Origin of the sequence: Acinetobacter sp. A2, from assembly GCF_048537555.1 — a bacterium.
GTDB lineage: Bacteria > Pseudomonadota > Gammaproteobacteria > Pseudomonadales > Moraxellaceae > Acinetobacter.
The window spans coordinates 1,803,319-1,816,676 of the sequence record NZ_CP183239.1; the positions used below are offsets into that span (position 1 = coordinate 1,803,319).

The 13,358-nt window shown below is 41.6% G+C and carries 13 protein-coding genes; 1 reads left to right on the plus strand and 12 read right to left on the minus strand.

What is annotated here, in order from left to right; translation table 11 throughout:
- Positions 1-23: 23 nt before the first annotated feature.
- From ACNS8M_RS08600 to ACNS8M_RS08655, 12 genes are all read right to left on the minus strand, one after another.
- Positions 24-1,460: a M48 family metalloprotease gene (locus tag ACNS8M_RS08600; RefSeq protein WP_419224728.1), complete on the minus strand. Its 1,437-nt coding sequence runs from the start codon at positions 1,458-1,460 to the stop codon at positions 24-26.
- Between the two features lie 103 nt (positions 1,461-1,563).
- Entirely contained in the window at positions 1,564-2,538 is a 975-nt protein-coding gene (locus ACNS8M_RS08605; protein WP_168526343.1) for a 2-hydroxyacid dehydrogenase, read from the minus strand.
- Between the two features lie 60 nt (positions 2,539-2,598).
- Complete coding sequence (locus ACNS8M_RS08610; RefSeq protein ID WP_168526346.1) at positions 2,599-3,264, minus strand: hypothetical protein; 666 nt, start codon at positions 3,262-3,264, stop codon at positions 2,599-2,601.
- A 162-nt stretch (positions 3,265-3,426) separates the two neighbouring features.
- Positions 3,427-5,316 (minus strand): M48 family metalloprotease, encoded by a 1,890-nt coding sequence (locus ACNS8M_RS08615; RefSeq protein WP_419225333.1) that lies wholly within the window; start codon positions 5,314-5,316, stop codon positions 3,427-3,429.
- A gap of 97 nt (positions 5,317-5,413) precedes the next feature.
- A complete protein-coding gene (gene purF, locus ACNS8M_RS08620) occupies positions 5,414-6,952 on the minus strand; it encodes an amidophosphoribosyltransferase (protein WP_168419176.1) in 1,539 nt (512 codons plus the stop codon).
- A 24-nt stretch (positions 6,953-6,976) separates the two neighbouring features.
- A complete protein-coding gene (locus tag ACNS8M_RS08625; protein ID WP_070156001.1) occupies positions 6,977-7,558 on the minus strand; it encodes a CvpA family protein in 582 nt (193 codons plus the stop codon).
- Positions 7,559-7,562: 4 nt separating this feature from the next.
- Positions 7,563-8,564, minus strand: a complete 1,002-nt coding sequence (locus ACNS8M_RS08630; RefSeq protein ID WP_168542320.1) for a quinone-dependent dihydroorotate dehydrogenase — start codon at positions 8,562-8,564, stop codon at positions 7,563-7,565.
- Between the two features lie 111 nt (positions 8,565-8,675).
- Entirely contained in the window at positions 8,676-9,155 is a 480-nt protein-coding gene (gene gspM, locus ACNS8M_RS08635; RefSeq protein WP_419224729.1) for a type II secretion system protein GspM, read from the minus strand.
- On the minus strand, positions 9,155-10,294 hold the full coding sequence (gene gspL / locus ACNS8M_RS08640) for a type II secretion system protein GspL (protein ID WP_419224730.1): 1,140 nt from the start codon (positions 10,292-10,294) through the stop codon (positions 9,155-9,157). The genes gspM and gspL overlap by 1 nt, the downstream gene beginning before the upstream one ends.
- A gap of 45 nt (positions 10,295-10,339) precedes the next feature.
- On the minus strand, positions 10,340-10,795 hold the full coding sequence (gene sixA, locus ACNS8M_RS08645) for a phosphohistidine phosphatase SixA (RefSeq protein WP_168526352.1): 456 nt from the start codon (positions 10,793-10,795) through the stop codon (positions 10,340-10,342).
- A gap of 153 nt (positions 10,796-10,948) precedes the next feature.
- A complete protein-coding gene (locus ACNS8M_RS08650) occupies positions 10,949-12,022 on the minus strand; it encodes an NAD(P)H-dependent glycerol-3-phosphate dehydrogenase (protein ID WP_168419171.1) in 1,074 nt (357 codons plus the stop codon).
- Between the two features lie 25 nt (positions 12,023-12,047).
- Positions 12,048-12,623: a nitroreductase family protein gene (locus tag ACNS8M_RS08655; protein WP_168526354.1), complete on the minus strand. Its 576-nt coding sequence runs from the start codon at positions 12,621-12,623 to the stop codon at positions 12,048-12,050.
- Positions 12,624-12,917: 294 nt separating this feature from the next.
- Here ACNS8M_RS08655 and ACNS8M_RS08660 point away from each other — a divergent pair, with 294 nt between their 5' ends.
- Positions 12,918-13,295 (plus strand): hypothetical protein, encoded by a 378-nt coding sequence (locus tag ACNS8M_RS08660; protein ID WP_168526356.1) that lies wholly within the window; start codon positions 12,918-12,920, stop codon positions 13,293-13,295.
- Positions 13,296-13,358 lie beyond the last annotated feature (63 nt).

A 13,358-nucleotide genomic window follows, 5' to 3' on the forward strand; every position in this document is an offset into this window, starting at 1 on the left:
TGGTTCAACTTATACCTTTAAAGTTATATTTTTAACTGTCGTTCTCTTTGCATTTCGGTCACGCGGTTTTTTATATTTGCCGACATAGCTTGATTATCTTTAGCTAAGCGCTGTGCATGTAATAACGACTTAATCGCCTCTTCTTCCCAGCCCGACCAATATTGCACCTCTGCGCGATACCGTAGCACATTTACCGTGCGTAGTGGCGATGCCCGATCTACATTTGCCGCTTGCTGCATTAAATTCCATGCCGATAAATCACGTGGATTTTTCTTTAAAAAACCTTGCAGAATCGTTTGCGCCTGTGCTGACTGATTCTGACGAATCAACACTTCAGCCCACTTAAAATTTAAGGCACGATTTTCTGGCATAATGCGCGCAGGTGAACTAATGGTCTTGTGTGCTAAATCAATTTTATTTTGCCCTAAATAAATGTCAGTTTGAATAAGTGTCAATAAATTATGTAAACGATTATGACTTTTAGCCTGCTCAATACTTTGCTGCGCCAGAACAAAATCGCCCTGTTGACTATAAAAATAGGCTAAAGCCAAATGTGCAGCAAAATTATTCCGAGTCGCAAAAGCCTTCAACTGTTGTTCTGTCGCTTGCTGCGAAAGCACTAAACTGTAGAGTTTTAAAATTTCAAAATCTTCATCTCGTAATGATGTCTGCACTGCAGGCAATTGATTAGCACGCAAACGTGCTTCACTCATACGCTCTGTCGTTAAGGGATGGGTAAACCAAAAGTCAGGTAAAAAACTCACACGACTGGTGGTACGGTTCATCACCTCAAAAAAGTCTGCCATACTTTGTGGGTTATACCCCGCACTATACATATATTGCATGCCAATACGGTCTGCTTCACGCTCTTGATTACGGCTATAAGTCAATTGTTGATCCATCAATGCCGCTTGAGAACCCATCATCACCGCTGCACCTGCATCACCATCCGCCTGTGAGGCAACTAAAGCACCGACCACAACACCTGCCAGTGCCAACAAACCTTGCCCCTTAAATGCTTCCTGTGAACGGCTATAATGTCGCTGAGATACATGCGCAATTTCATGTGCCATCACCCCTGCAACTTCGTCCATATTCCGTGCAGAATTAATCAAGCCTGTATTTAAGGCAAATAATCCACCAGGAACAGCAAAAGCGTTAATTTGCGGATCATTAATGATAAGTAAGCCAATTGGCTGCCCTAGTTGAGTTTGACTGAGTAAGTGTGAGAATGTATTGAACAATTGATCTTCAAGCCACGGGTTTTGCGCTACAGGCATTTTACGCTGTACTTCCCGATAGACTTTTTCACCAATACTGCGCTCTTTTTGCTGATCAATCAGCCCCACACCACTGCCTATTTCAGGCACATTAAATTGTGGAGTGGCACCCAAACTGGCACTTTGTGCAGTGGTGAGACTGGTTAAGCTTAGACCGCAAACGAGTAATAGGCGTTTCAAGGGTTCATCTCAAATACATATTTTGTATAGTGATTTACTATAACATTGAAAAATGAACGTATTTGCAATGATGTGTTATCAATTTTTAATACGCTTCTTGGCTTTAAAGCGTATAGCAAGCAGGATTGACCACATAGTGTGGACGACGTCCTTCTAGTGCATCTACCAAGTTTTTATAAGCTAAATCAGCCATTTTTTGACGGGTTGCCGCTGTTGCAGAACCAATATGCGGTAAGGTCACCACATTATCCAACTCAAATAATGGTGATTCTTGCAGTGGTTCTTTATCATAGACATCTAAACCTGCCGCAAAAATTTTACCTGCTTGCAAAGTCTGAATTAAAGCCTGCTCATCAATTACTGAACCACGAGAGATATTAACCAATACCGCATGTGGCTGCATTAAATCCAATTCACGCTGACCAATGAGTGCTTTAGAGTCCGCATTTAAATCGACCGCTAAAACTACAAAATCTGACTGTTGCAACAATTCATCTAGGCTTAAATAGTCTGCATTGAACGCCTGTGCCACCTCCATTTTTTCACGGCGATTGTGGTACACCACTTTCATATTAAAACCGTGAAAAGCACGTCGTGCAATAGCGGCACCAATATGCCCCAAACCAATAATACCAATGGTTTTGGCATAAATATCCTGCCCAAACTGTGCTGCACCGACTGTGCGTTTCCAATGACCCTGCTTGGTCCACTGATCTAAATGCGGTACTTGTCTGGCAGCGCTCATCAGTAAGGTAAAGGCTAAATCAGCTGTCGTTTCTGTTAACACATGCGGGGTATGACATAGGCAAATTTTTTGTTGGGTTAAATAATTAACGTCGTAATTGTCATAACCGACACTCACGCTAGAAATAACTTTGAGTTTAGTTGCGGTATGTAAATTTTGCTGATTCAGCAAACGTCCTGCGCCAATCATACCATCTGCATCTTGTACATGTTCAAGCAGTTGCTGGTTCACATCGCCCAATTTAGGACTCACCTGCACCACCTGATAATCCTGCTCAAGCTGAGTTAAAATTTCTGCATCAAGCTGACTAAATACCACCACTTTTTTACGCATGATTATCCCTGTTTTATCGCTGTAATGACGTCAATATAAGTTTTGAGTATGAAAATTGGCTTAAGCTTGATTTTGCATGGATTTGGCTTGTATGGCATTCCACAACTGTTTTTTCAACAGTGGCTGATCTAACATCTCTTGCAAGCCTGCTAAAGTTTGACATTGTGCAGAGTTAAAATGCGGTATTGTACCTAAGCTGATGACATGCTTATCTGTGCATAACGCATCGACAAAACCTTGTACATAGTTTTCTACACCAATACCATCTTGTAATATTTCCAAAGCGAAAGGCCATTGCAAAGCATGATATTGCGCCTGCATCGCAAATTGAATATTACGCCATAACTGTTGTTGTTCCGCACTCAAAGCAGTACTGTCGCATAGAATCAAGCAATCTGCTAACTGTAAAGCCTCAATACTAAAAGCGTCGATGTGTAGCATGCTACGCACTTCAACTACAGGCTCGGCTTCAACCTGTTTAGTCGCATCGACTTCTGGAGTGACTGTTGCTTTTTTTGCTAATACGTCTCGCGGTTCCGAAGGTATCGGTTTGATATCTGGTTCTGACACAACTGTTGCAGTCGGAACAATGATTTCACTCTGTAACTCTGGTACAGCTTGATCACGCCATACAGATGATTGTGGCAAATGTTGCGACACAGCTGTTCTAGAAACCCAAATATCGATTCCTAGGCTGGCTAAAATGTCACGTTGATGCCCAATCATGTTTTATCATCACCTATAATTTTGATGTGCTTAACTCAGTTGCTATTCTAACCAGAAAGCCCAAGCAATGCTGTGCTTTCTTTAACCCACTACCTTCCTCAAAGCAATTCTCTAACAGTAGCTAATATTGTGACTTAACATCTGCGCATGTTTAAGCCGTTATTACACGATAATCAGGCTATTTTGTTTCTGCATTTGCTCGACAATTGCTTCTGTTTTAAACCCAAGTCGCCAATACAACAATTCCAAAACGTCCAACTCATCTTGAGTAATAATACGATCACTCCACAAACAGATTTCTGCAATACCTAAAACAATCAAGCGATCACGTAATAACAAACCTGCCATGTCATTTAAAATTTCAGATAAATCGATGGGTTCATCAGAAATTTCTTCATAAGCAATAAGTTCTTCTGCAGTTAAAACACGCTCCAAAATGCGTTCACGTACATCTAACTGATTCACACTGTTAATTTGCTGCACATGCAATAAAGCATCAATCAAACGGACAATTTGCGGCTTAACCTCATGCAAGGCAGTAGGCGTATGCAAAGGTAATAAATGCAACTCAAACTTTACTCGCTCCAACAGCAACGCATCTAACAGGCCGATTTCGCCATCTTCTTGAATAATACGCGCTAATTTGGTCAAGAACTGCCGTGCGATACTCACAGGCATGCCCCCAATATTTCGACAAGCTTCGTGAAAAATTGAAATGTGTACTCGCCCATCCAAATTCAGTAAAGCATCGACTATGGCACGGCTAACCTCCGCCTCTGCAGGAATAAACTCACGGTACTGACGAATCATTAAAATAGCCACTATTACTTCTCGTGAACCCGTTGCTGTTTGCAAAGCACGTTGAATCAGTTCAGGACGTGGCATATTGTTGCGAATCTCAGGTTTTAGCGGCTTAATTGCGTCATTAATTGCAAAACTAATGGGTGATAAACGCAGCAATGGCAAAGGTTGTGGGGAACTCCAAGGTGCATAATATTCTGCGTTCATTTCTTCAAGCGAACGAAACAAACTAAATAAAGGCTGATTGCGTAAGCGTTTCAGATTTTCCAACTGTAAGTCTTGCACCAAAGTTGGATCTAACTCAAAAATACGCGCCTCAATACTTGGGTGAATATTCATCCAACTTTGCGGACTCAATGAGTTGGCAAAACACATGTGAGAAATTGATTCAGAATATTCACTGTGAATTTGCGAACCCGCATGGTGTACATAAATGCGCAACAAGGTTTGAATATTGGCATTGTTTTGAATCAGGCGTTTGGTTTTTAAATCATTTTTAAAAGTACGCCCACTCAAACTAATGTATTTGATTAGACGAGAAATAAGTACACCTAAACTGCCAATTAGCCAAATACCGCCACCTACGGCCACAAAAAATGTAGCAAGCTTATGTGGCGGTGCATCACGGTGCTGACCAAAACCCAGTTTGGCAATACTGCTGCCCCATTTACTGAATGTGGTTAAACTGCTGTAAAGAATTTTCAGCTTAGTGTTATCAATGGTTTCACCACTTAAAATATGGTTAAACTCATGACTCAATAAGCCATAAAGCTCCTGCTCATCTAAATTTTGTAATGCGCCCCAAGTCAAAACAATTACAATATCTTTATCACTAAAGCCTGCAGTTAAAGCATTTACACCAATCTCATCTGGCAAAACATAAACTGTTGGAATTTGAATTTGAAAAGTATCTGCCAGTTGTTCAGTAATTTTTAATGCCGTGCTTTCTTCAGGTGTACTTTCAAATTGTGTTAAACGACGTGCGCCAAGTTGTTTCGCAAGCGAATGTCCGCCTGAGCGAAAGACATAAAATTCCAAAATAATGGAAAGCGCCATAATTAAGAGCAGCAACGTAATCCAATACGGGCTCAGACTGTGCCAATAGATGGATTGTGTGGAGTCCACATAATAGACCAAAAGCCCTAATACGGTATTTAAGATAAACAACGTCAAAGCCACTGCAACCAGACACAAGATTGCAGACCAAATCATATTTTTATTTTTAATCAAGTAACTACTCACAGCCTTCAATGTAAACATCCTGAATTACATTGTATTTGACCCACCCATCATAAATGAAAAAAGCGGGAATTTCCCGCTTTTCTCTGTGAGGTAATCAGAAAAATGATTAGCTCTCTTTTACACCTGTGAGGTCAACTGATGCAGCATCAATATTGACATCAATGTAGCCATCTTTGCCTTTTTTGGCTAAGTCGTTACGCTTTTGTTCAAGATCGTTTAAATACGCCTCATCAATCCCACCAGCCACATAAACACCATCAAATACCGAGCAATCAAACTCAGTTAAATTTGGGACTTTGTGCGTACGCACCGCTTGTTTTAAATCATCCAAATCTTGGAAGATTAATCGGTCTGCGCCAATAATTTCACGAATTTGCTCAACATCACGATTTGAAGCAATCAACTCGTCTTTAGCTGGCATATCGATACCGTACACGTTTGGATATTTCACCATAGGTGCTGCAGAAGCAAAGAACACTTTTTTTGCACCTGCATCACGTGCCATTTGAATGATTTCGTTACAGGTCGTGCCGCGTACAATCGAGTCATCCACCAATAGGACATTTTTGCCTTTAAACTCAAGCTCTACAGGGTTAAGTTTTTGACGGACAGATTTTTTACGCAATTGCTGACCCGGCATAATAAAGGTACGTCCGATATAACGGTTTTTCATAAAACCTTCACGGAATTTAATACCTAAGGTATTTGCCAGTTCCAAAGCAGAAGTACGCGATGTATCTGGAATTGGAATAACTACGTCAATGTCGTGCTGTTCGCCCCATTCACGGGTAATTTTATGTGCCAATTTTTCACCCATTTTAAGGCGGGCTTTATACACTGAAATACCATCAATGGTTGCATCTGGACGTGCAAAGTACACATATTCAAAAATACATGGACGATATTCTGGATTGGCTGCACATTGCTGGCTAAATAATTCACCTGCATCATTAATAAAAATAGCTTCACCAGGCGCAATATCACGTTCTACTTTAAAGCCTAGCGCAGTAATCGCAACAGATTCTGAAGCGATGATATATTCCATACCCTGTTCTGTTTCACGCGAACCATAAATAAGTGGACGAATACCATTTGGATCACGGAAGCCAACCAAACCTTGACCAGTGATCATTGCCACTACGCCATAAGCACCTTTACAACGCTCATGCACACGGCTAACCACATGAAAAATATCTTCAGGTGTTGGGCTTAATTTGCCACGATGTTGTAACTCATGGGCAAATACGTTTAGTAACACTTCTGAATCAGAGTCTGTGTTCATGTGACGCAAATCTGTTTTAAACAGATCTTCATGAATTTCTTCAGCATTGGTCAGGTTACCATTGTGAGCCAAAGTAATCCCGTACGGTGAGTTCACATAAAATGGCTGCGCTTCGGCACTGCTTGAAGAACCTGCAGTCGGGTAACGCACATGACCGATGCCATAGTTCCCTTGTAACGCACGCATGTGGCGTGTATGGAACACATCACGTACCATACCGTTATCTTTACGCAAGAACAAACGTCCATTGTGGCAAGTTACGATCCCAGCTGCATCCTGTCCACGATGTTGTAACATCGTTAATGCATCAAACAACATTTGGTTAACAGGTGATTTACCAGCTATACCAACAACTCCACACATAGCAACCTCGCAGACCAGCTAGGATTAATAAAAAGGATTATTCGTTGAGCCATCTGCGCCAGATGTATTCTCTTTTGCGTCAGATGCTACATCGGAAGATGGCGCTGCATCTTTCGACTTGATGTGCTGTAAAGCCTCATTGGCAGCGTCTTTAGACAATTCAGTTGCCCACGGTGCATACGGCAATAAACTTTGTACGAATTTAGATTGTTTCCAGTAAGGAGAACTTTCTACCCAAGGACCAATCCCCTGAATAGTTATAAGGACAATAAGCAAACCTTTCAAGGTACCAAATGCGCCACCTGCCAAACGGTTTAATGGCCCCAGTTTTAAACTCTTTAATACACTGTTTAAAATGGCGGTCACAATCCAAGTGAGTACCACAATCACCAAAACAATAAAGGCAAAGGCTGCAATTTTTTGCACCACTGGATCGCTACTCAGCGCTGACATTGAAGGTGCGAGGACTGTGGCATATTTTGCCGCAACAATCAGGGCAAAAATCCACCCGACCAAGTTCGCAAAGGCTTTAATAAATCCTTGACGCAAACCGTTCAGCCCTCCAATGAGCAAGAGAATCAGAATAACGATATCAATGGCGTTCATGAGCTTAGAATGCGTTCACACAATCTTGAACCAGTTCAGGACCTGCATAGATCAAGCCACTATACACCTGAACCAAAGATGCACCTGCATTTTTTTTAGCAAGCGCCTGTTCGCCTGAAAGAATACCACCTACGCCAATTAAAGGAATTTCACCTTTGAGTGCTTCTGAAAAAGCCGCCAAACATGCGGTGCTTTTTTCAAACACAGGTGCGCCAGACAAACCACCTGCTTCATCACCATGTGGTAAGTTTTCTACACCTTCACGAGACAAAGTTGTATTGGTCACAATCAGACCATCAATTTTGAATTGCAACAATTGTTTGGCAATGAATTGAGTATCTTCTGCATCTAAATCTGGGGCAACTTTTAACACTAGCGGCACATAGTGCTGATGCTCTTCAGCCAACTCCAACTGACGTTGTTTTAACGTTTGCAATAACTCAGTCAGTGCATCACCACTTTGTAAACTACGCAAGTTTTTAGTGTTCGGTGATGAGATATTTACCGTAACATAAGACGCATAGTTATAGACTTTTTCCAAACAAATCAGATAATCATCTGCTGCATTTTCTACAGGAGTATCGGCATTTTTACCAATATTAATCCCTAAAATTCCTTTGAATTTTGCCGCTTTGACATTCTCAATTAGCTGATCGACCCCATCATTATTGAACCCCATACGATTAATAATGGCTTTGGCCTGCGGAATACGGAATAAGCGCGGATGTGGATTCCCCGCTTGAGGACGTGGCGTAATGGTGCCAATTTCGATGAAGCCAAAGCCTAAACCAGCCAAGGCATCAATATACGCACCATTTTTGTCTAAGCCTGCAGCTAAACCCACTGGATTTGGAAATTCAATTCCCATACATGTCACGGGTTTTGCAACAGTCTTTTGACGCATCAAGCCCATTTTATGGCTTGATTTCAATAGTGATAGTGTCAGCTCATGCGCACGCTCAGGTGCTAAAGAAAATAACAACGGGCGGGCTAGAGAATACAACATATCTGCAAAAGTCTACTGCTTTCTAAGTCGCCATATTATAGGCTTTGCCCAGTCAAAACGCTATGCTTGACACGGCTTTATTTTCCGCCTTTCAAACTTTATTTTGGGCAATTACTGCACTGTCGCTGTTAATTTAATCTGCCCTGCTTCAGAAATTAATTCCATTTTTTGAATACTTAAACCCATTTGTGCCAATTGAGTTAGGAAATTTGCTAACACAGCATAGTTTTCATGACTAGCCACCAACTGCATTTGCTCACCACTTTGCTGTGATACGACCGATAGCCCCTGCTGTTGTGCCACTCGCTGAATTTTTTCGGCAGCACTTAACTGTGAGTCATTGGTAGGCTTCATGGTAACTACATTGCTTTGCATCATCACAATCAGGTCTTTTAAATCATTCACCCGTTTTTGCTGTTTTTCAGCAGCAGCATGCATGTACCACAAGGCAGAACCCACCGCTGCGACCAAAACAAAGATTGTGGTAAAAATTACCAAAATCCGCTCTCGCGTACTTAAACGGTCTAAATAATCCTGAATCTGTTCAACACGCTGATCCAGCACACTTGATATTTTTTCCATGGCTTTCATTATTGTATTTTCACCAATCCTACTGCACCTGTACTGCTCGGCTGAATATTCCCCAATTCCACTTTGAAGCCCTGCTGATTCAATTGCTGGGTTAAGGCCTGCAAAGAGACTGCTGAACTCGCATTGAGTTCCATATTCAAACTATTGGCATCAAAACTAACCCGATTGGCCACAATCTGATTTTGCATTAACACAGGCCCAACTCGACTTAACAATTGTAAGGCTCGCGTATCGGCACTTTGATTCAGGCGTAAATGACTTTCAAACTGACTTTGAATATTTTGCTCAGTCACACGACTATTCTCACCAAACCAATATTTATATTGGTCTATGGCCTGAATTGCAGTTTGATCGGCTACTTTTTTAAGTTTGCTCCAACGCAAAGCATCGTAGCTAAATTGTACAATCAAAATACCCAATAGCACTGCTGCACAGGCTTTCCAGTAGCCCGAAAGCCCCGTGTCCTGTTTGGCTTTAGGCAACATGTTAAATGGATGCTGCTTGGCTTTTTTTAGTACAGGCACAGTGTAATGAAAACTTTCCAATTGTGCTTGAGTCGCAAAAGCTTCAATACTTTGCATTTGCTCAGCACTGAAATTACTAATTTTATAGTTTCGTTCAGCGCTTTGATAATCTAAGTACAATGCCAGATCATCTATTGAATAGCCCAAAAATTCAGTTTCACGTACCAGCAAACGCCCACAAATATGACCAATAACGGTTTGCCCTAGTTCAGGCTGCGGCAAGATTAAAAAATCAGGCAACAATGCACTGATTTTAACAGGAAGCAAATTCAGCACGTTCAAATAGGTTTCCAGTGTACTGTTTGCCATGCCAAGCACAGTGATCTGTTCAGGTTGCTGAAAATGATGCAAGACTTTCATCGTATCTATAGGCAATACCGTATATTCTTCTAAAAGATACTTTACCCCATCTGCACCAAGCTGCTTATATTGCGCTTTAGGCAATGTTTGCTGCATGATCTGAACATCACGGCTTGGAAAAAACACCACCGTCTCTTGCCCTTGAAAAGGCTGTAATGCCTGAATCAAAGCCTCAAGATGATCGGCCTGCGTCCAATGTTCCCCTGTTGACCATTGCCAAACCCCATTAGCTTCAGGCATCCATAAATACAGCATTATTATCGTTCTACCATTAATTTTGTTTGATTTTATACATTTATTTTATGCGTTTGGAATAAAACTTTTGATTTGGGTTGAAAGTCCCGCAGCAATCACGGCCTGTTCATAAATACGCGCTTCTGCCAATTGATATGGATTAAACGATTCTAAAGTTAAAATCTCGGCCATATAAGCCACCACATTCATGTGGCACACCACCGCAATCGACTCATACGGCAATTGCGACAACCATTCTACTGCCACTTTTGCATCATCTTCAGGTTTAATGGCATTACACACCACCACAGGTACATCTTTAAAATACTGCTGTAAATGCGCCAAGGTTTCCTGTGCACGCACCAATGGACTAACTACAAATACATCAGGTTGAATGATATTTTTTAAATAATCTGCTGTTTCTTGTGCTTGAATATGACCACGCTCAGTCAATGGACGTTGATGATCATTGCCCATAACCGCAGGAGCGGCTTCACCGTGGCGAACAAGTGTCAGTTGCATATTATTTCCTTATTGGGTGGCGCAAATTTAAGGTTTATCTGGTTGTATATAACGCACAGTATAACCTGAGAATATGACAATTCAGTTCACCAAACTGTCATATTCCATACAAGTTTTTGCAAGTCATAGCACTTTATAGCATTGAACCCATAACTAGACTTGATGATGTGGCAAGACAAATTCCACATCGCTACGATGCCCATTTTTCATTAAAGACAAAGCAATCGTCATCGGTGGTGCACCCTCAAAAATCACTTCATAAAGCGCACAAGTGATCGGCATATATACATCCAACTCATTCGAGCGTGCCCGCACCTGAACAATAGTGTTAATCCCTTCGGCAGTTTGTCCCAATTCTTCGGTGGCTTGCTCTAAAGTTTTACCTTTACCCAAAGCATAACCAACCTGATAGTTACGACTCAGCGGGCTACTACAGGTCGCAAATAAATCTCCAACCCCCGACAAGCCGAGGAAGGTCAACGGGTTTGCACCAAGTTTCACCGCAAAACGGCTCATTTCTGCCAATGCACGAGTTAAAATCATACTCTTGGTATTTTCACCCACGTTATAAGCTGCAGCCATCCCCATTGCGACTGCATAAATATTTTTAAGTGCACCACCGAGTTCTACCCCGTTGACATCATCACTGGCAAAAACACGGAATAAAGCACTGTGTAAAGCTTGCTGCACTGCATAACGCACCAGTTCAGAATGACTGGCAATAACCGTTCCTGCTGGCTGTCCTGCCACAATTTCTTTGGCTAGGTTTGGTCCAGACAGCACACCATAAGGCACTTCAGGCAGTTCTTCACGAATAATATCGCTCATAAAACTAAAAGTTTTGGCTTCAATCCCTTTGGTTAAAGACACCACGGCCTGCGCACTAATAAAAGGTTTAATTTGACGCAGCACATCACGGAATGAGTGGCTCGGAATTGCCACTAAAATAATATCACGGTCACGTACTGCGGTTTCCAAATCCGAAACAGCTCTTAAACCCTGTTCTAAATTAAAGTCAGGTAAATAACGTCGGTTAATATGCGTTTCATTTATTTCTTTGGCAGTCGCTTCATCACGAATCCAGATCATGGTATCGCAACCGTTACGCACAGCGGTGTTGGCCATAGCTGTACCAAAACTACCACCACCCAAAACTGTAATGCGCAGTGCAGTTTTACGATCTACCACAACAGGTTCGACCAAATCGGCAAAATTTAATTCTGACATTATTGTTATATCCTAAAAATAAAACTTATGCGTTCCAATAGCTCACGTAAGCTTGTGTATTTAATTCAGCACGCGCAGGAATGGCTTTGGCTGCAGTTCCCACATAAATAATGCCCGAAATTAAGTCATCTGGATTTAAGTTAAGCGCTTGCTTGAGTAAATTTGATTCTACAACTGCCCCGCTACGCCACATGCTAGCAAAGCCCTGTGCCTGTAAAGACAGTAAAAAATTCTGCACAGCAGCCCCTGTACTTAAAGTCTGCTCAAAATGCGGCACTTTTGCATGGTTTTGAAACTGTGTTAAAGCCAGCACCAACATGGGCGCACGAAACGGGTGCTGTTTAACCCGTTCCAATTGAATCGCATCTGTTTCGCCCATATCTGCCAAAGCTTGAGAAAGTAGCTCACCAAAAGCTGCACGCTGTTCAGCAGCAATCACCACAAAACGTGTAGGTTTTAGACGATGATGATCGGGTGCGGTTAAAGCCGCCTGAAATGCCATTTCAAGCTGAGCAGCATTCGGTGCTGGCTCAACCAACTGCCCGATTGATTGGCGTTGATGAATGTGTTGATGAACGATTTCTGCCACTGTATCCGTCATTGACTTATATAACTATTTCAAAAAGCTCAGTTAAGATTAGCATAAACTCAAAATTTTGCGCTATTTCGTACGTGTAATTTGCAATCTCTTGGGTCAAGACAATCTCAATGTAATCCATACAGACAACTGCATTTTTTATACAAAGTCTTCATTCAAAGCACTACAGAATATGCTCAACTTGATCAAAGCCTTATTTTTCATTCTAATTCATGCCTGCATAAAGGCTAACCAGAAAATTAAATGAAAGATATTTAAAAGTCTCCGTATGCATACGTTTTTAATTTCGAGGTTGATATGAAAAAAATACTAGCCCTCTCTAGCCTTGTAGGATTCGCTTTCCTCACTGCCTGTGCTACCACACCCAACAACTCACTTGCCATTCAAAAAGAAAACAACTTGTATGAGGTTACAGGCTTAGGTAAGTCCAATATTATTGCCAAGAATAATGCCATTAGTGCTGCCAATAAAACCTGCGGTAGTCGTGCTACCCCTGTGTTGGTAGATGAAAAGACCAACTACAACGGTGCGCTCAAAGGAGTGGTCGATGAACAAACAGGACAGATGATTCAGGCTGCAGCCACTGTGCTTGGCACTATTGCAGGTCGTAATACCGATATTGCCCGTGATGATGACTACCAAACTGTTCTGACATTTAGATGTCAGGCAAAATAAGTTGTATCAACATCAATCAATTTGATGGTCAACTAAAAAATTTATCTATAAAGAAAAAAGTCG